A 22,716-nucleotide genomic window follows, 5' to 3' on the forward strand; every position below is an offset into this window, starting at 1 on the left:
CCCGGCGCGCTGGCGGGCACGGCCGAGGTGAATTTCGAAGCAGGAAACTTCAAGACGGAAGAGTACCGGTCGCGTGCGCAGTGGGCAACGCGATCATGCCCGCTCCAGGATCTGCACGAACCGCGTCAGCACCCCGGCATCGACATCCGGCGGCACGATCACCCGCCGCCCATTCGAAAGGGCGATCTCGATCGGACCCGACGTGACTGCGGTGGAAACCGCTGGGGCAATCCCATCGCCCTTCTCGGACTTCGCGCCGAAAGCATCGCGGCGCATCTGCGAGAGCAGGCGTTCCAGCCGCGCGCGCGCCTCCTCGACTGCGGCAAGACGTGTTTCCGCCTCGATCCGCGCGGTCTCGGCGGCAGCCCGCGCGGCTTCGGCCTCGGCCAGACGCCGTTCAAGATCTGCCACCCGGGCCGTGCTGGTGCTGCGTGATGCCATGGCCCGAGACTACCCCACAACACCCCGCAAGGACGCCATAAAACACGGCCCGAGTCACCCTGTCGCGGCTCACCCTGCCAGCCGCGGCCTCTGCCTGCGCTCGGCCCGGACAGCCCGCCAATCGACGCCCTCGAACAGAGCGGCGAATTGCGCCGGGGACAGCCTAATGACCCCATCCGCCGGCTTCGGCCAGGCAAAGGCACCGCCCTCGAGCTTCTTGTAGATCAGGATCAGACCGGTCTGGTCCCAGACCAGGCACTTCAGCTGATCGCCGCGCTTCGAGCGGAACAGATACACCGCGCCATTGTAGGGATCGTGGCCGAGCACGTTCTGCACGACCAGCGCGAGCCCCGCGTGACCTTTGCGGAAGTCCACCGGCCGCGTCGCCAGATAGGCGCGGGTGACCCCGCCCGGCAGGATCACGACGATGTCTCCCGCAGCGCCGCAACCACCCGCCCAAGATGCGCCGCGTCGAAGCCGGTCGGCACGAGGATCCGCACCCCGACGATCTCCAACTGCAGGCTGGTCCCGGGTTGATCGCCCGGCACGGCGCCCCCGCTCACCATGATCGGCACGAGCCCGAGGGCATCATCCTCCGGCATCGGCAAAGGCCCCTCGCGCGCGGCCCGACGCCAGGCATGCAATTGCGGCGCCGAAACCCCATGACGCCGGGCCACGTCGGCCACCGTCACCCCGTCCCGAAACGTCTCGAGCACCATTGCCGCCTTCACATGCTCGGGCCAGCGACGGCGACCGGTCGGCCCCGTCACGATGTCGATACGCCCGGCGTATCCAGGATCATCACTGTGAGAACTTACGTAAGTTTGTATGTCGCTATCGTAAGCGGCGGCTGGCTCCCACCTTCCCTGTGTTCATCGGACCTGAGATTTCGCGCCTGACGGAGATGGGTGCGGGAGTTTCGCGATGGCGACTACGATGGAGTTTCTTAGGGATTACGGGGTGGAGATCCGGGCCAATGGGCAGAAGCGGTGGCCTGACGAGGTCAAGGCGCAGATCGTTGCCGAGACCCTGAAGCCCGGGGTGACGGTGAACGCGGTTGCGGCGCGCTATGGGCTTCGGGCGAACCATCTGTCGGAATGGCGCGGCCGGGCGCGGGATGGCAGGTTGGTGTTGCCCGCAGTGGAGGAAGAGGCTTTTTGCTTTGCACCGCTGATGCTTTCGGAGGCGGAGCGTGGGGCGGCGGATCCGGCGGGCAGCTCGGCTGTCGTGGCCTCCGCGCCCGCTGTCAGTATCGAGATCGTGGCGGGGACGGTCACGATCCGGTTGGACAGTGCCACGTCGGCCGCGCGGATTGCCGAGATCGTGCAGGCGATCGGATCGCGGCCATGATGTTTCCTTCCAATCGGGTGCGGGTTCTGGTCTCGACGCAATCCATCGACTTCCGGAAGGGCCATGATGGACTGGCGGCTCTGGTGTCGTCGGTTCTGCGCAAGGATCCCTTCACCGGCACGGTCTTTGTGTTCCGGTCGCGGCGGGCGGATCGGCTGAAGCTGCTCTACTGGGATGGCACGGGTCTGGTGATGGCTTACAAGCGGCTCGAGACTGCGACCTTCATCTGGCCCGCCATCAAGGACGGGGTGATGGCACTGAACCATGCGCAGTTCGAAGCGCTGTTTTCCGGTCTGGACTGGCGCAAGGTCAAGGCGCTGGAGAGCCGCCCGCCGACTGCGGCGGAGTGAATCAACCGCTTGGTTTTGCGTGTTTTTATGGGGTTTTTGTGGTAGCTTTGTCCTATGCAGACACCCCCCGCCCTTGATCTTTCCGCCATCCCCGCCGCACAACGTGCAGCGGTCTTGGCGTTGATGGATGAGGTTGCCGCGCTCAAGGATATCACCAGGCGCCAAGAGCATCTGATTGCCGAGCTGAACCACGCCCTGCATGGCAAGCGCTCGGAAAAGCTGTCCGAAGATGAGCGGCAACTGGCGTTTGAGGACCTGTCCATCGCCTTGGCCGAGGTCGAGGCGGAGAAAGAGACGCGCGCCGCCAAGACGGGCAACGAGGCGGCCAAGCCCGCACCAAAGCGCACCCTCGGCAATCTGCCCGCCGGACTGCCGCGCATCGAAGAGGTCATCGAGCCCGACAGCCTGATCTGCCCCTGCGGCTGCGGGGTCATGCACAAGATCGGCGAGGACCGCTCGGAACGGCTGGACATCGTGCCGGCGCAGTTGCGCGTCATCGTCACCGTGCGCCCGAAATATGCCTGCCGGACCTGCACCGATGGGGTGCGCCAGGCGCCGGCCCCGAGCCATCTGATCACGGGGGGCCTGCCGACCGAAGCGACCCTCGCCCATGTGCTGGTCAGCAAATATGCCGATCATCTTCCCTTGTATCGCCAGAGCCGGATCCTGGCGCGGGCAGGCCTTGATCTGCACCGCGCGGTTCTGGCCGATTGGGTCGGCAAGGCCGCGTTCCACCTCAAGCCGGTGGTGGATAGGCTGGCTGAACATCTGAAACGGTCAAGCAAGCTGTTCATGGATGAAACCACCGCCCCGGTGCTGGACCCGGGGCGCGGGGCGACAAAAACCGGGTATCTCTGGGCGCTCGCCCGGGATGATCGGCCTTGGGGCGGCGAAGATCCGCCCGGCGTGGTCTACTTCTACGCCCCCGGCCGCGCGGGCGAGAATGCCGAAGCGTTCCTCACCGGCTTCGATGGCATTCTGCAAATCGACGGCTATCCGGGCTACAATTGGCTGACCAAACCGTCGCGCAAAGGCGGAAAGCCCGTTCGGGTGGCCCATTGCTGGGCGCATGCCCGGCGCAAACTCAAGGAGGTCTTCGACCGCGACGGATCCGAAATCGCCGCCGAAGGTCTTCGTCGCATCGCCGAATTCTATGCCATTGAAGCCGAAATCCGTGCCACTTCACCAGGGCAGCGCCTCTCGGCCCGTCAGGCCCGCACTGCTCCGCTGGTGGCAGCCTTCGGCGATTGGCTGCAGGCGGAGCGGCGCAAGATCTCCGCAAAATCCCGCCTAGGCGAAAAGCTCGCTTATATCCACAATCACTGGGACGGGCTGCAAACCTTCCTGACCGATGGCCGCGTCGAGATCGACAGCAACAGGGTCGAAAACCTCGTTCGACCGATCACCCTCAATCGCAAGAATGCACTCTTCGCAGGCCACGACGAAGGCGGTATCGCATGGGGCCGCATCGCATCGCTGATCGAGACCTGCAAGATCAACGGCATCGAACCCTTTGCTTACCTCACGCGTGCTTTGAAGGCTGCGTCATGGTTCCTGCGTTTCGACAGCTCTGTTCTCCTTGCTCTTGGAGATCAGCAGACTTCAGATCGTAGCTTCCGTCACTGTCCGATTTTCGGGGGGTAGCTCACTCTGTGTCGCCGCCTTCATTGCCGAGCCTTCCGTCTATGAGCGGACTTGAGCTCTTGTCCCCGAGATCGGGAGAGACTGTCGACGACTGGAATTCCTCAACGACAGTGAGGATCTTGTCGATAATGTCTTGGGCGGTGAAATACCGTCCTGTCGGCCCCTTCATTGACGCCTTGATGCCCTCGATAGTTGCTCGCCGCCTTGTGTCCTCAAGATGACATTCAATTGCATGAATGATTTCGGCATTCATACTGCGTTTGTTGGCATCGGCAGCAGCTTTGATCTGATCGCGCATCCCTTCGGGAAGGCGAACGATAAACTTTTCCATCGATTGAGAAGGCGCATCACCCATAGTGGCAAAATGCCAGCAGATTCTGGTTGACACAATACTGGCAACTTGCCATCCTTGATCTATGGCAAGTTGCCAGTACGGGGACAGTCGATGACAGATCAACAATTGATGCAGTTGCGCCTTCCGCGAGATCTGAAGGAGTGGGTCAAGGAACAGGCCAAGCGCAATGGGCGCTCCCAGAACTCCGAAGTTCTCCAGGCGATCCGGGCCGCCAAGTTCCAAAACGATCAAGCCGCCTAACACGAAGAGTCTTCGCGGGCTTCATAAGCCCCAAGTCGGGCAACAAACTCGCCGGATTGCCCATCCAGTCGTTCGTTGCCTCTGGACGACCTACCGCGGCCTCGACCGAAGATCACCAACGCCGCACGTGCTGACAGGTTGATCGTATATGAGCAGCCAAAAATAGGCTCAAAAGAAAGCTGATGGGCTTGCGACCGCATGGCCTCATATCGATGGCTATTGTCGCACTGGCCAAGCGGGCGGTCCGTAAAAATCTTGGAGAGTTGCACGAAACCATCGCCTGTAAGTCCGCTATCCTGATCGCCAGGAGCGCGGTTGACTTGGAACAGCGTCGGGCCTGACTTTCCGGGCACCAGACGCTACCGGTGCGTTTCTTCTGAAAGAGGGGGAATGTCATGTCTACCTCACCAGCCCGCAGAAGCAGAGGAGGCGTTCTATGCAAACATGAACAAGCTCGATATGGTCGCCCGAAAGATGAAAAAATCACCCTCCGGTAAACCCGGGGCGGTTCAGTCCGTCCGGGCCGGGCACGGTCTTGATCAGCCACCGCGTCGCCAAGGCGCGCGAGGCGCTGATGTGGCAGCGGCAGGCCCGGGCCGCGGATCTTTCCGCCACGGCGCAGGAAACGCTCTCGGCGCCGGGGATCATCCTGGCCCGCACGATGGGGCGCGGCCCGCATCTGACGCGGCGGTTTGCCCGGCTCTCGGACGATCTGGCGCAGCTCGATGCGCGGGCGCAGACGGCGGGCGAACCCATCTGAAGGTGCAGCAGATTGACGAACGGCTCCGAAGGATTCTGCTGCACCTCGAATGAGGGCGCCGCAGCGGCGGCATGACGCTTGACATCTACAAGCCTGGCTCCGTCTGCGGGGCAAGGCTTGTAGATTTCAGGCACGGCAGCCCCGTTCAGCGCGAATCCTGGCGCGCGATGTCGGGGATCAGCACGTTCAGCACCAGATCCCCAAGCACCGATTGCGACGCCTCGGTCAGGGCGCGGCGCAGGTCGGTCATGTTGGCGGTGTCGGTGAACGACCCCTCGAACCCGCCCGCATTGGCATGGTCGAAGAGAACCTGCAGCAAGACATCGCGCAGCTTCGGCTCGACGGCATAGACCTTTTCGGTGCTGCCCACCGTCACCTCGAGGCTGAGCGACAGCACCACCAGCGAGGCCACCGCCCCCTTCTTGATCACGGGGATCACGAACTGGTTGTTCAGTTTGACATATTCGATGGTCGGCGCGGCCTCTTCGCCCTCGGCATGGTCGCCCTCGGCGGCATGGGCGGCGGGGGCCTTTGCAGGCGCGGCCGCGGCGGGCTTTTCGCCCTCGGCCCCGGCTTCGGCGGCGACCTCCTCGGGCGGGGGCGGCGGCGGGCGCAGGAAATACCCCGCCGCCCCGCCTCCGGCGAGCCCGATCAACGCAAGCACAACGGGAAGAATGAACTTCAGCATGACACCCTCAGAACGGAAGCAGGATATCGGCGACCTGCTGGCCATAGCGCGGCTGCTGGACGTCGGAAATCTGGCCGCGGCCGCCATAGGAAATGCGCGCGCCGGCGATCTTGTCGTAGGTGATCTCGTTTTGGCGGCTGACATCCTCGGGGCGCACGAAACCGGTCACGATCAGTTCGCGGACCTCGAAATTCACCCGCACCTCCTGGCTGCCCTGGATCCGCAGCACCCCGTTCGGCAGCCGGTCAAGCACCGTGGCCGCCACCCGCAGCGTCAGCTTTTCCTTGCGCGCCACCGAGCCGTCGCCCTTGTAGGAGGAGCTGGAGCCGGTCTCATAGGCTTCGGCCATGCTCGCCCCTTCGGGAAGCTGCGCGTCAAGCCGCTGCGGAATGCCGAACAGCGACGGAATCCCCATCGTGTCCGAACTTGCGCGCGAGCGGTCGGAACTGTTCGAAATCTCCGCCTTGTCGTCGATCTCGATCACCACGGTCAGGATGTCGCCCCGCGTCGCCGCGCGCCGGTCGCCCAGCAGCGAGCCGCGATTGCCCGACCAGAGCGAGGCCTGCTGCGCCTCGGTTTGCGGCACGAGGTCTTGCGGCAGCGGCGGGCTGCTCATCGCGAAGAATTCGTCGCTGCCTTCGACGGTCTTGAACTCGGGCGCCTTGCCGACCTGTTCGAGCCGACCGCAGGCCGTCAGCGAAAGGACCAGAAGAACAAGGAAAATGGGACGCATGAGACCGGCTTTCAGTGAGGTTGGACATAGGCGACGCCATCGGCGCCGAGCAGGGCGTAAAGGGTCGCCTTGGAGGTGACATTCATCACCCGGATCGTGTCGCCCACCGCGCCGCGATCCAGCGCCCGGCCCTCGGTGAGGATCGACAGGCTGCCGTCGCGATAGGCGAGCTGCACCATCTGGTTGCGCTCGATCAGCGCGGGCGGCGCCAGATCTCCGGCGCTGATCGGCTGTTGCGGATAGATCGCGGTCCGGGTTTCAAGACCGATGGCCGCCATCGGATCGCTCAGCGCGCCGGGCACGTCGTCTTCGGAGATCGCCAGATCCGCTTCGGTGATCACGGTCTGCGCCCGCAGGGTCCGCGCGGCGACGACCGAACCGGCCTCGGCAAGGGCGGGCAGCACGCACAGCACAAGGGCAAGGGCGGGACGGATCATCAGCGCACCTGTGTCGTCGCTTGCAGCATCTCGTCGACGGCGGTGATCACCTTCGCGTTCATCTCGTAGCCGCGTTGCGCCTTGATCAGTTCGGTGATCTCTCGCACCGCATCGACCGAGCTTTCCTCCAGATAGCCCTGCTTGATCACCCCAAGACCCTCTGTTCCGGGCGTCCCCACGGTGGGCGCCCCCGAGGCCTCGGTTTCCAGAAACAGGTTCGACCCGATCGCCTCGAGGCCCTTTTCGTTGGTGAATCCGGCCATGGTGACCTGGCCCAGAAGCTGCGGCTGCACCTGGTTGTTGAAATAGGCATAGACCTCGCCCGCCGCGTTGATCGCGATGGTCGTGGCGTCGTCGGGAATGGTGACGCCGGGCACCAGCGGAAAACCGTCGGAGGTGACGATCTGGCCATCGGCCGACCGTTTGAACCCGCCGTCCCGGGTATAGGCCGAGGCGCCCGAGGGCAGGGTCACCTCGAAGAAACCATAGCCGTCGATCGCCAGGTCGAGATCGCCGCCGGTGGCCGCCAGCGAGCCCTGGGCCAGGTTGATGCTGACCGCGGTCGGTCGCACGCCCAGACCGATCTGCACCCCGGCGGGCACGATGGTGCCGTCGTTGGCGGTGATCGTGCCGGGACGGGTCGCCTGCTGATACATCAGATCGGCGAATTCGGCGCGGCGGGCGTTGTAGCCCGTGGTCGACATGTTGGCGAGGTTGTTCGAGATGACTTCGACCCGCATCTGCTGGGCGCTCATCCCGGAGGCGGCGATCTGGAGGGCGCGCATCGGAGGTCTCCTTTACTTCAACGTCGAGATGACGCTGCGAATCCGTTCATCCTCGCGGTCGAGGAACTTCTGGCCCAGTTCATAGGCCCGCTGCACTTCGACCATCCGGGCGACTTCGGCCACCGGATCGACGTTCGACTGTTCGACAACGCCCTGCATGACCTTGGCATTCTCGGCGGGGACGGTGCCCTCGGGCACGGCGAAACGGGTGCCCGCCTGCAGGCTGATCGAGGTGGCATTCTGCGGTTCGTAAAGACCGAGCTGCGCCAGCGGCTGGCCCTTGGCAGAGAGCGTCCCGTCTTCGGCAACGGCGATCGCGCCCTGGTCCGCGGGCAGGAAGATCGGCGAGCCGCCGTTGTCGAGCACGCGAAACCCCTCGGGCGTGACGAGTTCGCCCGCGGCGGAGCGCAGGAAGCTGCCCGCCCGGGTCAGCTGGTTGCCCTCGGGCGTCTCGATCATGAAGAAGCCCTTGCCCTGGATCGCGAAATCGAGCGGGCTGCCGGTCGCGGCAATCGGGCCGTCGTCGAAGTCGATGGTGCGACCGCTGGCAAAGGCCAGCGAGAGCGAGGCCTCGTCACCTTCAAGCGAATCGACATATTCCGAGAACACCACCCCCTCGCGGCGGAAGCCGGTGGTGTTGATGTTGGCCATGTTGTTGGCCACCACCTGCATTTCGCGCATCAGGCCGGATTGGCGCGACAGGGCGGCATAGATCGTGTTGTCCATGGCTCAGCTTCCGACGATGAGCGGGATGATCCCCGAGGTGAAGAAATCGACGAGGGTTTCGGACATGAAGGACATCGACACCCAGTAGACGACCAGCATGGCCCCCACTTTCGGAACGAAGGTCAGCGTCATTTCCTGAACCGAGGTGAGCGCCTGGAAAAGGCCGATGGCGACCCCGGCGACCAGTGCCACGACGAGCATCGGCGCCGAGATCATCACGGCTATCCAGAGGCCTTCCCGCATCGCGTCGAAAAAGACGAGATCGGGCATCTCACACCGGCATCCGGAGGATTTCCTGATAGGCCTCGACGACCTTGTTGCGCACCGTCACCGCGGTCTCGACCGCAAGTTCGGTCTGGGCGAGCGCCTGCACCAGCGTATGCGGATCGGCATTGCCGAGCATGGCGGCCTTCGAGGTTTCCTCGCTTTGCTGCAGGGTTTCAAGGAAGCTCGAGGCGACCTTGCCCAGCCCGCCGCCCTGATCTGAAACGGCGCTTTCCGAAAGGGACGGCGCGGCCGAACGCGCCCGTGCATAGCCTTGTGCGGCGACAGAAGTCTTGATGTCCATTCTGGACCTCCTTCTTCAGGGTTTCAACGACGCAGCAGCTCCATCAGCGCCGACGACATCTGCCGGGTCTGATCGAACATTCTGAGGTTCGCCTCGTAGCTGCGCTGCGCTTCACGCGCGTCTGCGATTTCGACCACCAGATCGACATTCGAGCCGTCGTAGTAGCCGTTCTGGTCGGCCAGCGGGCTGCCCGGATCGTAGATCTTGGTCAGTTCCTTCTGGTCGAGTTCGACAGGACCGAGCGTGACCCCGGTTGCCCCGCCATCCTTTTGCGCCGCCAACTCCTCGAAGCGCACCACCTTGCGGTGGTAGCCGGGGGTATCGGCATTGGCGATATTCTCCGAAACGTGGCGCAGACGCATGGATTGCGCCTTCAGGCCGGAAGCGGAAACCGAAAGGGTAGAGGTGAAATCGCCCATGATCAGCCTCGGCCAAGGCTGGCGCGCAGCACGTTGAGGGAGGATTTGTAGATCGCAAGCGCCCGGTCGTGCTGCCGTTTGACATCGACCGCCTTGACCATCTGGTCTTCGATCGAAACGCCGTTGCCATCGGGCGAGGTGGAATCGGGGGCCGGATCGTCGATCACCGAGACCGCATAGGAGCCGGTGCCACCGATATGGCCGGACCGGGTCGCCCGCATCGGCTGGGCATGTTCCGTCCGGTAACTGTCGGCAAAGGACACGACATCCTTGCCCCGATACCCGGGGGTGTCGGCATTGGCGATATTGGTCGCAATCGCCCCTTCACGCAGGGCAGCATGGCGGGCCATGGCCTGCGACATCTGGAAGACTTCGAGTTTTTCGAACATCGGGGTTTCTCCTCCGAGCTATCAACCAAGGCTTAAGAGAGAATCGTTTAGAAAACGTTTCGAGAACACCGACTCGAACACACGGGGGCCAGAATGGCGTTGAACGGACTCGAACGGCTGCAGGCGGAAATCGCGGATGTGGGGGCGGTGCACCCCGTCGGGCGGGTTTTCGAAGTGGGCAAGGGCACGATCGAGGTCAGCGGCCTGACGGCGCGGGCGGCGCTGGGCGACCGGGCGCGAATCCATGCCCAGTCCGGTCCGGTCTTCGGTGCCGAGGTGATCGCGCTGCGCCGGGGGGCGGTGACGCTGCTGGCCGATTGCGCGGTCGAGGGCGTCGCCATCGGCGACCGGGTCGAGGTGCTGGGCCAGACCGGCATCGCCCCGGATGACAGCTGGATCGGCCGCATCGTCGATCCGTTCGGCCGACCGCTCGACGGCCGCCCGCTGCTGCGCGGCGGGGCCGAGCGCAATATCCGCGCCTCCCCCCCGCCCGCCGCCTTCCGGCGACGCCTGGGCGACCGCGTGGAGACGGGTCTGGACGCGTTCAACACCCTTTGGCCCCTGGTGCGTGGCCAGCGCATCGGTCTTTTTGCCGGCTCCGGGGTAGGCAAATCCTCGCTGCTGGCGAAATTCGCCCGCGGTGTCGCGGCCGATGTCGTCGTCATCGCCCTGATTGGCGAACGCGGGCGGGAATTGCGCGAATTCGTCGAGAAAACCCTCGGCCCCGAGGGCATGGCCCGTTCGGTGATCGTGGCCGCCACCTCGGATCAGTCGCCGCTGGTGCGCCGCCGCTGCGGCTGGGCCGCGATGACCGTGGCCGAATATTTCCGCGATCAGGGCAAGCATGTGCTGTTTCTGGCCGACAGCGTGACCCGCTTTGCCGAAGCCCATCGCGAGGTGGCGCTGGCGGCGGGGGAACCCCCCAGCCTGCGCGGCTATCCGCCCTCGACCTCGCATCAGATCATGTCCCTCGCCGAACGCTCCGGCCCCGGGATGGAGGGCGCGGGGGATATCACCGCGGTGTTCTCGGTCCTGGTTGCCGGCTCCGACATGGAGGAGCCGGTGGCCGACATCCTGCGCGGCACGCTTGACGGCCATGTGGTGCTGGATCGCGCCATCGCCGAGCGCGGCCGCTTTCCGGCGATCGACCTGCTGCGGTCGGTGTCGCGCTCGCTTCCCGATGCGGCCAGCCCGGCCGAAAACGATCTGATCGCACGGGCACGCAAGTTGCTTGGCGCCTATGACCGGGCCGAGATGATGATTCAGGCGGGCCTCTACGCGGCGGGAAGCGATCCGGTGATCGATGCCGCGATCAAGGTCTGGCCGACGCTGGATGCGTTTTTGGCGCGGGATGCGGCGGATGGCACCCGGGCAAGCTTCAAGCGCCTGACCGCCGCCCTTGCGCCCGCCGGCTGAGCGGCACCTGGACGGGGGCCCGGTCAGACGAGCTTCGACAGCAGGGAGGCGCCGGAATATCCGGACGATCCGGATTGGAGCAGTTGCAGGGCGATACTGCCAGAGGCGGTCGTGGCATTCGTGTCGATCTGCGACCGCACAAGGTAGAGCCGCACGGTCTTCTCCATCACCGCACTATCCGAAAACATCGAAAAATCGGTGCTGCCCAGCACCGATTTCGCCTTCTGGGTATAGATCACGAGCTGCTGATCGACATCGAGCGATCCGACGCTCTCGGGCAGCCCGAGGGCGGTCCGCATCACCGTGCTGAGCGACTTCGAACCGATCACCGAATACCATTTCGCATTGTTGGTGCTGGAGGAGGCGGCCAGTTCGCCCAGGTCACGCTGCGCCGCCATCGCAAGCCGATAGCTCTCGTCGCTTTCGCCGACCGCAGCCTCGAACTGCCGGGTCTCGTATTTTGCCAGGATATCGTCGGCAAAACCGCTTGTCTGCGTGCGGGGCGTACCCGATTCGCCGAAGCCGAAAGCCGTGGCCAGTTTCAGATAGGTCTTGTCGGCCAGCTTGTTGGCAAGACCGGTCTTGTCATCCGCGGCGGTTTCCAGAACCTTGCGGATGAAGAACTTGTTGTTGATGTCGGAGCCAAGCCCGAAAGCGCCGAGCGCAACTTTCAGAAGACGGCGATCGGCGACAAGATCCTCGGCCGAGGTGATCGAGCCGATCTTGGCGCGGAAATAGTCTTCGTCGCGCTTGAGTTCGGCAGAGGCGACGAAGGCCGCCTTCTGCTTCTCCATGGTGCGGTTCAGGAGCTTCCAGCCCGCATAACCGCTGGCCGGAATGACCGGCGTGTAGCTCATGCGTGGCCGGCGGCGAGAAGCCGCTCCTCCCTTGGCAGAAGCGCGCGCAGGGATTTCAGCGCCTGATAATGCTGATCTTCAAGCACGGACGCGGTGGCCTGGGTCAGATGCGACCGGCTGTCATGATCAGTCAGGACCTGGCTGAGCTGCTCGATCCCGCGCAGCAGCTGCATCCGCGCATCCACCGGATCGGCGTCCCCCGAGAGCACGAGCTGCGCGATGTAGCAAACCCGCCGCACCGGCGTGTTGACCTCCTCGGGGTGGATCGCATCGCGCAGGCGCAGGATATGCGCATTGGGCGTCATGATCGCCAGACGGGAACGACGGTCGCCGTTTTCGATCACGGCGCCATTGATCAGGACACGCTCCTTGGGCGCAAGTTTCAGGACGAGACCGGTCATTGCGCACCGCCCTCCCGGCGCAGGCCGCGCATGATGGCGGTGTTGATGTCGACGAGAACGTCGACGGCAGCTTCGCCCTTGAGCACCTTGGCGCTGTGGGCCTGCGTGAACTGATTGAGATAGAAGATGCGGGCCCGGAGCGTTTCGGGAAGTTCGTTGTCGGGCAGGGCGACATCGACCGCAAGGGTCGTCCAGAGACGACGATTGTCGTAAAGGGCGCGCACAAGCGCGGGGAAGTTGGACTTTTCCAGACCTGCCGCCTGTTTCAGACGGTGCGTCACACGCGCGAATATCTCGTATTCGGTGCCGCGCAGGGTGCGGGTGGGCTGACCGGGGTTTGCATAGGCCGTTTTGGCCAGAATCGTGGCGTTCACAGGAATACCTTCCAGTGGCGAGAGGGGTCAGATCGCGGCTTTGCCGCGCGAAGAGGGGGCGCCGTCCGGGCGCCCCCCGAAAGTCATTACTTGAAGAGCGACAGGATCGACTGCGGCTGCTGGTTGGCGATCGACAGCGACTGGATGCCGAGCTGCTGCTGGGTCTGCAGCGCCTGCAGACGGGCCGAGGCCTCTTCCATGTCGGCGTCGACCAGCGCGCCGATCCCGTTTTTCAGAGCATCGCCCAGATCGCTGACGAAGCTGGCCTGGCTTTCGATCCGCGATTCGACAGCACCGAAGGCCGCGGCGGCGTCGATCGCCCCGTTGATCATCGACTCGATCTCGGCCACGGTGTTGGACGAGGTGAAGCCGTTCAGACCCGCCAGCGGACCCGAGCCCGCCGCGTTGATCGCGACGCTCATGTTGGCGCCGAGCGTGTTGGCGGCGTCGACTTTGATCGTCAGGTCAGCGCTGCCCGCGGTGAACGTCGCGGTGATCCCGCTCATCCCGGCGTCCATCACCTGGCTGTAGAGGTTCGCGGTGGCAACTTCGTTCACGTCCGAGCCCGAGTCGACATCGGCCTGCGAGACAGTGTAGCTGAAGCTGCGATCCCCGATCGCCAGGGTCACGGTTTCGCCCGCAGCCATGCCGGAAAGCGCAAAACCTTCCTGCGATCCCGCGGCAATGGCCGAGGCGCCCTTGTTCGTCCCGGCCGGGGCAAAGCTCGACGCGTTCGCACCGGCCGCAACAGCACCGGTCGCGACCGTGGTGGCGGCGGTGCTCATGTCCTGACGGGCAATGTTGATCGTGTTGGTCGTGACGGTGTTGCCCGACCGGTCGAGCGAGCCGAGGATCGTTTCGTTGCCCGCCGCGTTGATCAGGTTGACGCCGTTGAACTGGGCACCGCTGATCTTCGATTCGATCATGCTGACAAGTTCGCTGATCTCGTTGTCGAGTTTGCCGGTGTCGGCCGAAGGGTCCTGCGCCGCAACGATCTTTTCCTTGATCGTCTTCAGGTCTTCGGTGATCGATTCCACGGCGGTCCGGGCAACCGACACCATCGACTGGCCGGTGGCGAGGCTGGTCGAGACGGATTCGAAGCCGCTGACGTCCGATTCCATCACTTTCGAGATCGCCCAGACGGCCGAATTGTCCTTGGCCGAAGAGACGGTCTTGCCGGTCGAGATTTCCGACTGGGTCTTGGCCAGGTTCGAGTTGATGCCTTTGAGGGTCTGCAGCGCAACCATAGCGCTGGTGTTGGTATTGATGCTGGACATGGCTGGTCCTTCGTCTTTGGCGCTTTGCGCCGGGTTTCACTTGCCGTCGGTAAAACGGCGCCTACGGCTTTCTGACCCATGCGGAAGCATCGCTGCCTTGCCGCGCCACCCCTCGGGATGCAGGGGAACCTTGGCATGTGAAGACCTAATGAAATGCTAAGGCCGCCCTTTCGGACGGCCTTCGATAGTTCGGATTTTCGAAGAATGGTTTACGCCCGCCGCTCGACCGAGCCGCCCTCGGGGCTGATCTTGCGGGCCTTTCCGTGCTGATCGTAGCTCGTGTAGCTTTTCGAGGCCTCGCGGATCTCGGCCAGACGCGCCTGCACCGACCGCACCCCCTTGATCGCCGCATCGAGCAGGCGCTGGTTCTCGATCGCCATTTCCTGCGCCCCAAGCAGCAGCCGGGCCGGCGTGCCCTTCAGCTCCTCCATCAAGGCTTCCTTGCGGGCGACCAGATCCGGCAGCGCCGCGAACTCCGCATTGCGGATCACATCCTTTTCGAGGCGCAACAGGTCGATCAGCCGGGCGATCCGGTCCTCGGTTTCATTCTGCATGCTCCGCTCCTTTCTGCAGCGACTGGAAAATGCTTTCGGCAAGACCGATGCCACCGGACTTGACCATCATGCGGGCGTATTCGTCGACGAGGAACGAGCCGAACTGTTCCTCTCCCACGCCGCCGTTGAACCCGTCCTGCATCTTGCCAAGGCCGGTATGTTTCAGCATCTCGGCCAGAAAGCTGGCCTCGAGCTCCTGCGCCTTCAGACGCAGCACGTTTTCTTCATCCGCCTTGCGCCCGGGGGCAGCAGAGGGGGCAGTGGCCGCGAGAGGCCGGATTTCCATGGGAATCGCTCCAATTGAACCGATTTCGTTTTGTTCTCCCACAACGAGGTAAAGAAGCAGTAACCTCCTGCTGCCATTCTGAGCGGGTCACAGGCAGAAGTCGTGAGGTCATGAAAACACTCGCTCTCTCGGACCAGATCTCGTTCCTTTCCCCGATGTCCCCGGCGGAGGGGGGTGGCCCAGCCACGGCCGCCGAGGCGCATCTTCCGCCCGAAGGGGAAGAGGCCTTCGCCACGATCCTGGCCGAATCGCCCCCTCTCTCCGCGGCCCTCCCGGAGCCTACCCCGGAGCCCTTCGCGACACCGCAGAGTGCCGCGCAGGGTTTCCTCAGCTTCGAAATCGCCCCGGGCGCGCAGGATCTCGCCCGGCCCGTGGTCGAGGCGACGGTCGCGGCCAATATGCACTTCAGCCTGGCTGCTGCGCCGGAAACCGCCACGGGCTCGGGCGACAGCGTTCCCCCGCGTCCGGAACCGATCCTCGCCGCGGAAACGGCCAGACCGCCGGACGGACCGGCCCTGCCGCCGCGGGACGTCCGGTTCCCGGTGGCGGAATCCGCATCTGTCGATCAATTGACGCCCCCCGCAGACCGGCTGCCGAAAGATACTGCGGCAGAGGCGCAAACGGGCGATGCGCCCCTCGAAGCCACCGACCCGGCCGACAAAACCGCCCCCGCGACACAGCGCGCCGGGACGGAAACCCCCGCGGTGCAGCCACTTGCGCCCTTCGGCATGACGCCCGCGGCGGCCTTCGCGCCCCCGGGCGCGGCGGATGCCGGGGCAAAGGTGGCGCAGACCGAGGCCGTCGCGACATCGCCGCGGGCCGCAGACAGCGAAACCGCCTTTCTCCGAGCGGAGCCGCAACAGCTTGCAGCCCTTGGCGTGACGGAAAAGTCACCCTCCCGCCCGGCGCTTGGCGCCGAAACGGCCGAGACTGGCACGAAGCCGTCCTCGCCCCTCCCGGCGACCAAGGCGCCAGAGGACCCCGCCCGCAGCCCGATCGCGCCTCTTGCCGCGACGGCCGGGGGGATGGCCCCCGCGCAACTGCCCCCCGCCGAATCTGCTACCTCCGTATCTGCCACCTCCGTATCTGCTACCTCGGTGCCTGCCAGCGCCGTGTCTGCCCCCGCCGCATCCTCTGCCGCAGCGGTCACCGGCGCGGCAGCCGATCGGGGCGCGACCGGCGCAGGGACGGCGCAGACGCCTGGCCCGGAACCGCTGCAAAGCGCCGAAGCCGCTCGGATCGCTTTCGCTCCGCCCCCTCCGGCCGCAAACAGCGGGCTCGTCGAAAGCCCCGCGCCATCGGCCGCGGTGGCCCGGACGACCAGCACGCCCGCCACGCCTCTGGCCACACCGGTACAGGTTTCGGTCCTTCCGGTCCGGCAGCCCGCGAACGAAAGCCCGGCCGGGGCTGTGCCCGCGGCACAGGGGTCTCTGGCCGAATCGCGGATCCGGGCGGCGCTGGCGGCCGAGCCCGTCGAGACCGATGCGGATTCGGCGGAACCGGCCCCGACCACCACGCCCACAGCCAGCACGACGCCGGCGCCGGACAAAGCCGCAACCGCGGCCCCCGTCACGGCCCCCCTCACGGCCCCCCTCACGGCCCCCGTCGCGGCCCCCGTCACGGCGCCGCCGCAGCCGGGGGCTGCCCCGGTCGCCGCGGCGCAGGCGACAGGAACGGCCGCGGTCGTCACGATGCCGCCGGCCGGAACGGCCCCCGGGACCAGCCCGGAGACCGAAGCCCCGGCGCGTGCCGCACGCTGGCGCGAGGGCCCCGAGGCGATGACGGTCCGGGATCGGGCGGATCCGGGACCGCAAGCGACGGTCACCGACACGGCGGTCAAGACGGCGGAGGCCGTGCCGACACCCGCGTCCGGCACATTGGAAAGCCCGGCCCCGGCGACCACGGGCGGGCCGCTCTCCTTCACCGCAACCGGGGGCCCGGAGCGCCCGGCCCATCTTCCGGGCGGCGGCGAGGCGGCGGCGGGCGCGACCCGGGCGGCCAGCCCGCATGCGATCGCCCATCAGATGTCGCAAGCTCTCGCCGATGCCGGAAACCGCACGGTCGAGCTGACGCTCTCGCCCGAGGAACTTGGCAAGGTGCGGATGACGCTGAACAGCAGCGACGGCAGCATCACCGTCACGGTTCAGGCCGAACGCCCGGAAACGCTGGATCTGATGCGCCGCAACATCGACAGCCTGGCCCGCGACTTCCGCGACATGGGCTATGCGAACATCGACTTCGACTTCGGCCAGCAGACCGACCGGCGGCCCTCCGCGCAGGAGCAGGCCGCCGCCGAATCGGCCCGGCAGCCCGCCCCGACCGAGCGCGACTCCATCGCGCGGTTCGACACCGCGTCCCTCGCCCTGCAATCCTCGCCCCGCACCGCTTCGGGCGGGCTTGACCTGAGAATTTGAAAGAGAGCCCCATGACCACCGTCACCTCCGCCACCACCGCCGCCAGCGCAAGCAACTCGCGCAGCTCCTCCACGGCGGCCACCAGCATCAGTTCCGACTACCAGATGTTCCTGACGCTTCTGACGACACAGATGACGAACCAGGACCCCACCAGCCCGATGGACAGCGCCGATTACGCGGTGCAGCTGGCCACCTTTTCGCAGGTGGAACAGCAGGTGAAGACGAACGACCTGCTGACCAGCCTTGCCACGCAGATGGGCGTGATGGGGATGAGCGAATATGCCAATTGGGTGGGCATGGAGGCCCGCTCCGAATCGCCCGGCTATTATGACGGCACGAACCCGGTGACGATTTCGCCGAATCCGGTGATCGGCGCGACAGAGACCACGGTGGTGGTCAGCAATGCCGACGGCACCGAAGTGTCGCGCTACAATATCCCGGTATCGGCGGATTCGATCGAATGGAACGGCACCGATGCGGAGGGCAATCCCCTGCCCGCCGGACTCTACAGTTTCGAGCTGGAAAGCTACAACAACGGCACCCTGCTGTCGACCGACCCGGTCGAGACCTACAACCGGGTCGTCGAAGCCCAGGGCACCAGCGACGGGGCCGTTCTGGTTCTGGCAGGCGGCAGCACGATCTCGACCGGATCGATCTCGGCGCTGCGCGAGGGCGACTGATCAGATCAGCAGGCCCAGCGCCACACCGGCCGCCAGGATCAGAACCGCACTGACCGCGCCCAGCGCCTGAGCCGCTTTCGGCTCGGGCTTTTCCTCGGGCTGCACCTGCCGTTCCAGCGCCTTTTGCATCAGCTCGGGCAGCTGCGGCCCGAACCGGCCCAGCACCCGCGCCGTGCGGGTCAGATCGCGCAGGATTCCGCGCGGGCCGACATTCTCGCGGATGTAGCTTTCCACCACCGGCTTCGCGGTTTCCCACATGTTGATCCCGGGGTTGAGCGAGCGCGCCACCCCTTCGACCACCACCATCGTGCGCTGCAGCAAGATCAGCTCGGTCCGCGTCGCCATCCCGAACCGTTCCGTGACCTCGAACAGATAGGCCAGCAGCCGCGCCATCGAGATCTGTTTCGCATTCATCCCGAAGATCGGCTCGCCCACCGCCCGCAGGGCAAGGGCGAATTGCACCACGTCCTGATCGGGGGGGATATAGCCCGCTTCGAAATGCACCTCGGCGACGCGGCGGTAATCGCGATGGATGAAGCCCATCAGGATTTCCGCATAGACATGCCGCGTATATTGGTCGATCTGCCCCATGATGCCGAAATCGAAGGCGATGATGTCGCCGTTTTCCGCCACCTTCAGGTTGCCCTGATGCATGTCGCCGTGGAAATAGCCATCCCGCAGCGCGTGGGACAGGAAGAGCTGCAACACCCGGGTGCCGATCGCGGTGACGTCATGGCCCGCGGCCTTCAGCGCCTCGGGGTCGCCCATCGGCAGCCCCTCGGCCCAGTCGATCACCATCACCCGGCGGCTCGACAGCTGCCAGACCGGCAAGGGCACGCGGAAGCCCGCATCCTTTTCCGTATTGGCCGCGAATTGCGACGCCGCGGCGGCTTCCAGCCGCAGATCCAGCTCCCCGGCCACAAGGTCTTCGAAATGCTTGATCACATCCGAAGGCCGCAGCCGCCGCGAAGCGGGCGAGAGCCGCTCGATCATGTCGGCGGCGAAATGGAAAGCGTCGATGTCGCGCTTGAAGGCCTTTTCGATGCCCGGCCGCAGCACCTTGACCGCGACTTTCTCGCCGGTCTCGATCAGCCGCGCCGAATGCACCTGCGCGATCGAGGCCGCCGCGACAGGCTCGGAAAACTCGGAGAAAATTTCCTCGACCGGGCGGCCGTATTCCTCGGCCAAAGTCGCCTTGGCCAGAGCAATGTCAAACGGCGGCAGACGGTCCTGCAGCACCCGCAACTGATTGGCCAGCTCCTCGCCCACCACATCGGGCCGGGTCGAAAGCACCTGACCGAGCTTGATATAGGCCGGGCCCAGCGCGGTGATCGCCCGCGTCACCGGCGGCAGCGCGGGATCGCCCGCATAGCCCAGCCATTTGAACGGCCAGCCCATGATGCGTGCGACAAGACGCAGCCGCGGCGGCGCCTCCATCGCTTCCAGCGCCACGCGCATGGCGCCGGTCCGCTCGAAGGTTGCCCCCGTGCGGATCAGCCGCCACAGATTGTGCGGGCCGCGCATATTACACCTTCCAGCCCGAGTGCAGCGCCGCGATGCCCATGGAAAGGTTGCGATATTTCACCTGGCTGAAGCCCGCCTCGCGGATCATCGAGGCGAACAGCTCCTGGTTCGGGAACTTGCGGATCGACTCGACCAGATATTGGTAGCTGTCGCGGTCATTCGCCACGACCTGCCCCATCACCGGGATCACGTTGAAGGAATAGGCGTCATAGACCGCCTGCATCAGATCGTTCGGGATCTGGCTGAATTCCAGCACCATCAGCCGCCCGCCCGGTTTCAGAACGCGGTAGGCTTCCTTCAGCGCATCGGGAATGCGGGTGACGTTCCGGATGCCGAAGGAAATCGTGTAAACGTCGAAGCTGTTGGATTCGAACGGCAAATCCATCGCATCGCCGACAACCCAGTTCAGCCGCGAGGCCATGTTTTCGGCATCGGCGCGTTTCTGGCCCTCGATCAGCATCGATTCCGTCATGTCGCAGACGGTCGCGGTCGAGCCCTTGGCGCGTTTCAGAAACCGGAACGCGATATCGCCGGTGCCGCCCGCCACATCGAGCAGCTTCTGCTCGGGGCGCGGGGCCAGCCAGTCCATCATCGCATTCTTCCAGATCCGATGGATGCCCATGCTCATCAGATCGTTCATGATGTCGTATTTCGACGCCACACGCGAAAAGACGCCATGGACCATGCCGGCCTTGGCCTCTTCGTTCACCGTCTGGAACCCGAAATGAGTCGTCTTGGTCTGATCCGTGCTCATCTGCCCTTGCCGATCCTGAACTGTCCCCCTCCTTATAGGGTCGGTTTCAGCGGTGACAATGCGACAGGAGCGAAAATGCCCGAACTGCCCGAGGTCGAGACGGTCCGACGCGGCCTTTCCCCCGCGATGGAGGGGCAGGTGATCGACCGGGCCGAGGTGAACCGCCCCGATCTGCGCTGGCCCCTGCCCGAGAAGATGGCCGAGCGGCTGACCGGGGCGCGGGTGACGCTGCTGCGGCGGCGCTCGAAATACATTCTGGCGGATCTTTCGACCGGGGAGAGCCTGCTTATCCATCTGGGAATGTCGGGGCGGATGCTGGTCTCGGGCGTGATGCTGGGCGATTTCCACCTGGATCATCCGGCGGCGCAAAAGCATGACCATGTGGTGCTGCATATGGAGGGGGGCGCCCGCGTCACCTTCAACGACGCGCGGCGGTTCGGGGCGATGGATCTGGTCCGCACCGACCGGGAAGCCGCGCATTGGCTGCTGTCCGGGCTGGGGCCGGAGCCTTTCGGCAATGACTTCCACGAAGCCTATCTGGTCGAGGCGCTGAAATCGCGCAAAAGCCCGATCAAGACCGCGCTCTTGGATCAGCATGTCGTGGCCGGGCTCGGCAATATCTACGTGTCAGAGGTGCTGTTCCGGGCGGGCATCGACCCGCGCCGGGCGGCGAACCGGATTTCGGCGGCACGGCTGGCGGGGCTGGTGCCGCTGATCCGCGAAGTTCTGGCCGAGGCGATCGAGGCGGGCGGATCATCGCTGCGCGATCATCGGCAGGCGGATGGGGAGCTTGGCTATTTCCAGCACAGCTTCCGCGTCTATGACCGCGAGGACGCCCCCTGCCCCGCCTGCGCCACGCCGATCAAGCGCATCGTGCAATCGGGCCGCTCCAGCTATTTCTGCCCCGCCTGCCAGAGGTGACGCAGCGGCACTTCCGCCGCGGCCGGTTGAGTTTCGCCCTCTGGCTGATACCTCTTTCCCATCACCAGCAAAGGGAATCCCATGTCTTACCAGACCCTGATCGTGGATATCGAAGACGGCGTGGCGCTGATCCGCCTGAACCGGCCCGAGGCGCTGAATGCGCTGAATTCCCAACTGCTGGGCGAACTGGCCGCGGCGCTGAGCGCGCTGGACGCCGATCCGGCGGTGCGCTGCTCTGTGCTGACGGGCTCCGACAAGGCCTTTGCCGCGGGCGCCGACATCAAGGAAATGGCCGACAAGAGCTTTGTCGACATGCTCAAACTCGATTTCTTCGGCACCGAAGGCGATGCGATCCTGCGCACGCGCAAACCGATCATCGCAGCGGTGGCGGGCTATGCCTTGGGCGGCGGCTGCGAACTGGCGATGATGTGCGATTTCATCCTGTGTGCCGAGAACGCGAAATTCGGCCAGCCCGAGATCAATCTGGGCGTCGTCGCGGGCATTGGTGGCACGCAAAGGCTGACCCGCTTCGTCGGCAAGTCGAAGTCGATGGAAATGCATCTGACCGGCCGCTTCATGGACGCGGCCGAGGCGGAACGGTCGGGCCTTGTCAGCCGCGTGCTGCCGCTGGCCGATCTGGTGCCCGAGGCGCTGGCCACCGCGCGCAAGATCGCGGCGAAATCGGCGATAGCCACGATGGTCGCGAAGGATTGCGTCAACCGCGCCTATGAAACCACGCTGCGCGAAGGCGTGCTTTATGAACGCCGGGTGTTTCACGCGCTGTTCGCGACCGAGGATCAAAAGGAAGGCATGGCCGCCTTTGCCGCGAAACGCCCAGCGCAATTCACCGACAAATAAGGCCGAAAGGGGCTTTCCTTCGCGCCCCTTTTGCCCTATGGACCGCCGTCACATGCGCGTGGAGCCCGCTCAGGCTAGAATCATCCGGTTCGCTGGGACGACCGGGCTTTGCGCTATACATTCGCTTCAGCCCGGGAATAGGGAAACATGGCCAATACGCCCCAGTCCAAGAAACGCGCGCGTCAGACCGAGCGTCGCAACGACATCAACAAGGCGCGTCGCTCGCGCATCCGCACCTTCATCCGCAAGGTCGAAGAAGCCATCGCCTCGGGCGATGCCGGTGTCGCCAAGGCCGCTCTGGAAGCCGCCCAGCCGGAAATGGCGCGTGGCGTGACCAAGGGCGTGCTGCACAAGAACACCGTGGCCCGCAAGATGTCGCGTCTGTCGGCCCGCGTGAAGGCCCTGAACGCCTGATCACACGGCCTGCAAAATTAATCTTCATGAACGGCGCTCCATCTTTGGGGCGCCGTTTTATTTCTTTAATTTCAATGCCATGGCAAGAGTGTTGCGGGCCC

At 65.0% G+C, this 22,716-nt stretch carries 31 protein-coding genes; 10 read left to right on the plus strand and 21 right to left on the minus strand.

Annotated features, from left to right (window positions below; translation table 11 throughout):
* Window positions 1-93: 93 nt before the first annotated feature.
* From ACTTAG_RS18105 to tnpA (ACTTAG_RS18115), 3 genes are all read right to left on the minus strand, one after another.
* Window positions 94-441 carry a hypothetical protein gene (locus tag ACTTAG_RS18105; protein WP_444463573.1) on the minus strand — a complete coding sequence of 116 codons (348 nt, stop codon included), beginning with the start codon at window positions 439-441 and terminating at the stop codon, window positions 94-96.
* A 69-nt stretch (window positions 442-510) separates the two neighbouring features.
* Window positions 511-864 (minus strand): IS66 family insertion sequence element accessory protein TnpB, encoded by a 354-nt coding sequence (tnpB, locus tag ACTTAG_RS18110; RefSeq protein WP_444463574.1) that lies wholly within the window; start codon window positions 862-864, stop codon window positions 511-513.
* Window positions 861-1,211 (minus strand): IS66-like element accessory protein TnpA, encoded by a 351-nt coding sequence (tnpA, locus tag ACTTAG_RS18115; RefSeq protein WP_444463575.1) that lies wholly within the window; start codon window positions 1,209-1,211, stop codon window positions 861-863. The genes tnpB (ACTTAG_RS18110) and tnpA (ACTTAG_RS18115) overlap by 4 nt, the downstream gene beginning before the upstream one ends.
* A gap of 166 nt (window positions 1,212-1,377) precedes the next feature.
* Between tnpA (ACTTAG_RS18115) and tnpA (ACTTAG_RS18120) the strand changes: the two genes are divergently transcribed.
* From tnpA (ACTTAG_RS18120) to tnpC, 3 genes are all read left to right on the plus strand, one after another.
* Window positions 1,378-1,791 (plus strand): IS66-like element accessory protein TnpA, encoded by a 414-nt coding sequence (gene tnpA / locus ACTTAG_RS18120; RefSeq protein WP_444463576.1) that lies wholly within the window; start codon window positions 1,378-1,380, stop codon window positions 1,789-1,791.
* Window positions 1,788-2,141, plus strand: a complete 354-nt coding sequence (gene tnpB / locus ACTTAG_RS18125; RefSeq protein WP_444463577.1) for an IS66 family insertion sequence element accessory protein TnpB — start codon at window positions 1,788-1,790, stop codon at window positions 2,139-2,141. Before tnpA (ACTTAG_RS18120) ends, tnpB (ACTTAG_RS18125) begins: the two co-directional genes overlap by 4 nt.
* 123 nt (window positions 2,142-2,264) lie before the next feature.
* Entirely contained in the window at window positions 2,265-3,785 is a 1,521-nt protein-coding gene (gene tnpC, locus ACTTAG_RS18130; protein ID WP_444465282.1) for an IS66 family transposase, read from the plus strand.
* A gap of 1 nt (window position 3,786) precedes the next feature.
* Here tnpC and ACTTAG_RS18135 read toward each other — a convergent pair whose 3' ends face one another.
* Window positions 3,787-4,383: an Arc family DNA-binding protein gene (locus ACTTAG_RS18135; RefSeq protein WP_444463578.1), complete on the minus strand. Its 597-nt coding sequence runs from the start codon at window positions 4,381-4,383 to the stop codon at window positions 3,787-3,789.
* A 532-nt stretch (window positions 4,384-4,915) separates the two neighbouring features.
* Between ACTTAG_RS18135 and ACTTAG_RS18140 the strand changes: the two genes are divergently transcribed.
* Window positions 4,916-5,140: a hypothetical protein gene (locus ACTTAG_RS18140; RefSeq protein WP_444463579.1), complete on the plus strand. Its 225-nt coding sequence runs from the start codon at window positions 4,916-4,918 to the stop codon at window positions 5,138-5,140.
* Between the two features lie 145 nt (window positions 5,141-5,285).
* Here the strand turns inward: ACTTAG_RS18140 and ACTTAG_RS18145 are convergent, their stop codons facing one another.
* The 9 genes from ACTTAG_RS18145 to ACTTAG_RS18185 are packed head-to-tail and all read right to left on the minus strand — an operon-like array spanning window position 5,286 to window position 9,885.
* A complete protein-coding gene (locus tag ACTTAG_RS18145) occupies window positions 5,286-5,828 on the minus strand; it encodes a flagellar basal body-associated FliL family protein (RefSeq protein ID WP_444463580.1) in 543 nt (180 codons plus the stop codon).
* Window positions 5,829-5,835: 7 nt separating this feature from the next.
* On the minus strand, window positions 5,836-6,561 hold the full coding sequence (flgH, locus tag ACTTAG_RS18150; protein WP_444463581.1) for a flagellar basal body L-ring protein FlgH: 726 nt from the start codon (window positions 6,559-6,561) through the stop codon (window positions 5,836-5,838).
* An 11-nt stretch (window positions 6,562-6,572) separates the two neighbouring features.
* The gene (flgA, locus tag ACTTAG_RS18155; RefSeq protein WP_444463582.1) at window positions 6,573-6,998 is read right to left on the minus strand and encodes a flagellar basal body P-ring formation chaperone FlgA; all 426 of its coding nucleotides are present in this window, start codon (window positions 6,996-6,998) and stop codon (window positions 6,573-6,575) included.
* Window positions 6,998-7,783, minus strand: a complete 786-nt coding sequence (gene flgG / locus ACTTAG_RS18160) for a flagellar basal-body rod protein FlgG (RefSeq protein WP_444463583.1) — start codon at window positions 7,781-7,783, stop codon at window positions 6,998-7,000. The genes flgA and flgG overlap by 1 nt, the downstream gene beginning before the upstream one ends.
* Before the next feature lie 12 nt (window positions 7,784-7,795).
* Window positions 7,796-8,509 carry a flagellar hook-basal body complex protein gene (locus tag ACTTAG_RS18165; protein WP_444463584.1) on the minus strand — a complete coding sequence of 238 codons (714 nt, stop codon included), beginning with the start codon at window positions 8,507-8,509 and terminating at the stop codon, window positions 7,796-7,798.
* 3 nt (window positions 8,510-8,512) lie between these two features.
* On the minus strand, window positions 8,513-8,779 hold the full coding sequence (locus tag ACTTAG_RS18170) for a flagellar biosynthetic protein FliQ (protein WP_013069213.1): 267 nt from the start codon (window positions 8,777-8,779) through the stop codon (window positions 8,513-8,515).
* A gap of 1 nt (window position 8,780) precedes the next feature.
* Window positions 8,781-9,077: a flagellar hook-basal body complex protein FliE gene (gene fliE / locus ACTTAG_RS18175; RefSeq protein ID WP_444463585.1), complete on the minus strand. Its 297-nt coding sequence runs from the start codon at window positions 9,075-9,077 to the stop codon at window positions 8,781-8,783.
* A gap of 23 nt (window positions 9,078-9,100) precedes the next feature.
* Window positions 9,101-9,496, minus strand: a complete 396-nt coding sequence (gene flgC / locus ACTTAG_RS18180) for a flagellar basal body rod protein FlgC (protein WP_444463586.1) — start codon at window positions 9,494-9,496, stop codon at window positions 9,101-9,103.
* A 2-nt stretch (window positions 9,497-9,498) separates the two neighbouring features.
* Complete coding sequence (locus ACTTAG_RS18185; protein ID WP_444463587.1) at window positions 9,499-9,885, minus strand: FlgB family protein; 387 nt, start codon at window positions 9,883-9,885, stop codon at window positions 9,499-9,501.
* 93 nt (window positions 9,886-9,978) lie between these two features.
* Between ACTTAG_RS18185 and ACTTAG_RS18190 the strand changes: the two genes are divergently transcribed.
* Window positions 9,979-11,301 (plus strand): FliI/YscN family ATPase, encoded by a 1,323-nt coding sequence (locus tag ACTTAG_RS18190; RefSeq protein WP_444463588.1) that lies wholly within the window; start codon window positions 9,979-9,981, stop codon window positions 11,299-11,301.
* Window positions 11,302-11,324: 23 nt separating this feature from the next.
* On the opposite strand, the gene ACTTAG_RS18195 is transcribed toward ACTTAG_RS18190, so the two are convergent.
* The 6 genes from ACTTAG_RS18195 to ACTTAG_RS18220 all read right to left on the minus strand — a co-directional run bounded on the left by ACTTAG_RS18195 (window position 11,325) and on the right by ACTTAG_RS18220 (window position 15,050).
* The gene (locus ACTTAG_RS18195) at window positions 11,325-12,158 is read right to left on the minus strand and encodes a DUF1217 domain-containing protein (RefSeq protein ID WP_444463589.1); all 834 of its coding nucleotides are present in this window, start codon (window positions 12,156-12,158) and stop codon (window positions 11,325-11,327) included.
* Window positions 12,155-12,559, minus strand: coding sequence for a flagellar biosynthesis repressor FlbT (flbT, locus tag ACTTAG_RS18200; RefSeq protein WP_444463590.1), 405 nt, complete (start codon window positions 12,557-12,559; stop codon window positions 12,155-12,157). Before flbT ends, ACTTAG_RS18195 begins: the two co-directional genes overlap by 4 nt.
* Window positions 12,556-12,933 (minus strand): flagellar biosynthesis regulator FlaF, encoded by a 378-nt coding sequence (flaF, locus tag ACTTAG_RS18205; protein WP_444463591.1) that lies wholly within the window; start codon window positions 12,931-12,933, stop codon window positions 12,556-12,558. Before flaF ends, flbT begins: the two co-directional genes overlap by 4 nt.
* 86 nt (window positions 12,934-13,019) lie before the next feature.
* Window positions 13,020-14,210 carry a flagellin N-terminal helical domain-containing protein gene (locus tag ACTTAG_RS18210; protein ID WP_444463592.1) on the minus strand — a complete coding sequence of 397 codons (1,191 nt, stop codon included), beginning with the start codon at window positions 14,208-14,210 and terminating at the stop codon, window positions 13,020-13,022.
* 209 nt (window positions 14,211-14,419) lie between these two features.
* Entirely contained in the window at window positions 14,420-14,764 is a 345-nt protein-coding gene (locus ACTTAG_RS18215; RefSeq protein WP_444463593.1) for a hypothetical protein, read from the minus strand.
* Window positions 14,754-15,050, minus strand: coding sequence for a rod-binding protein (locus ACTTAG_RS18220; protein WP_444463594.1), 297 nt, complete (start codon window positions 15,048-15,050; stop codon window positions 14,754-14,756). Before ACTTAG_RS18220 ends, ACTTAG_RS18215 begins: the two co-directional genes overlap by 11 nt.
* Window positions 15,051-15,160: 110 nt before the next feature.
* Here ACTTAG_RS18220 and ACTTAG_RS18225 point away from each other — a divergent pair, with 110 nt between their 5' ends.
* Together ACTTAG_RS18225 and ACTTAG_RS18230 are read left to right on the plus strand one after the other, a co-directional pair.
* Window positions 15,161-17,464 (plus strand): flagellar hook-length control protein FliK, encoded by a 2,304-nt coding sequence (locus ACTTAG_RS18225; RefSeq protein ID WP_444463595.1) that lies wholly within the window; start codon window positions 15,161-15,163, stop codon window positions 17,462-17,464.
* A gap of 11 nt (window positions 17,465-17,475) precedes the next feature.
* The gene (locus ACTTAG_RS18230; RefSeq protein ID WP_444463596.1) at window positions 17,476-18,144 is read left to right on the plus strand and encodes a flagellar hook capping FlgD N-terminal domain-containing protein; all 669 of its coding nucleotides are present in this window, start codon (window positions 17,476-17,478) and stop codon (window positions 18,142-18,144) included.
* Here the strand turns inward: ACTTAG_RS18230 and ubiB are convergent, their stop codons facing one another.
* Entirely contained in the window at window positions 18,145-19,668 is a 1,524-nt protein-coding gene (gene ubiB, locus ACTTAG_RS18235; protein ID WP_444463597.1) for a 2-polyprenylphenol 6-hydroxylase, read from the minus strand. It abuts the gene before it with no gap.
* Between the two features lies 1 nt (window position 19,669).
* Window positions 19,670-20,422, minus strand: coding sequence for a bifunctional demethylmenaquinone methyltransferase/2-methoxy-6-polyprenyl-1,4-benzoquinol methylase UbiE (gene ubiE, locus ACTTAG_RS18240; RefSeq protein ID WP_013069227.1), 753 nt, complete (start codon window positions 20,420-20,422; stop codon window positions 19,670-19,672).
* Window positions 20,423-20,497: 75 nt separating this feature from the next.
* Here ubiE and mutM point away from each other — a divergent pair, with 75 nt between their 5' ends.
* The 3 genes from mutM (at window position 20,498) to rpsT (ending at window position 22,615) form a co-directional block, all read left to right on the plus strand.
* Window positions 20,498-21,343, plus strand: a complete 846-nt coding sequence (gene mutM, locus ACTTAG_RS18245; RefSeq protein WP_444463598.1) for a bifunctional DNA-formamidopyrimidine glycosylase/DNA-(apurinic or apyrimidinic site) lyase — start codon at window positions 20,498-20,500, stop codon at window positions 21,341-21,343.
* A gap of 81 nt (window positions 21,344-21,424) precedes the next feature.
* Window positions 21,425-22,201, plus strand: a complete 777-nt coding sequence (locus ACTTAG_RS18250) for an enoyl-CoA hydratase (protein ID WP_444463599.1) — start codon at window positions 21,425-21,427, stop codon at window positions 22,199-22,201.
* A gap of 147 nt (window positions 22,202-22,348) precedes the next feature.
* Window positions 22,349-22,615, plus strand: a complete 267-nt coding sequence (rpsT, locus tag ACTTAG_RS18255) for a 30S ribosomal protein S20 (RefSeq protein WP_444463600.1) — start codon at window positions 22,349-22,351, stop codon at window positions 22,613-22,615.
* Window positions 22,616-22,716 lie beyond the last annotated feature (101 nt).

The organism is Rhodobacter capsulatus (assembly GCF_052363185.1).
Lineage (GTDB): Bacteria > Pseudomonadota > Alphaproteobacteria > Rhodobacterales > Rhodobacteraceae > Rhodobacter > Rhodobacter capsulatus_E.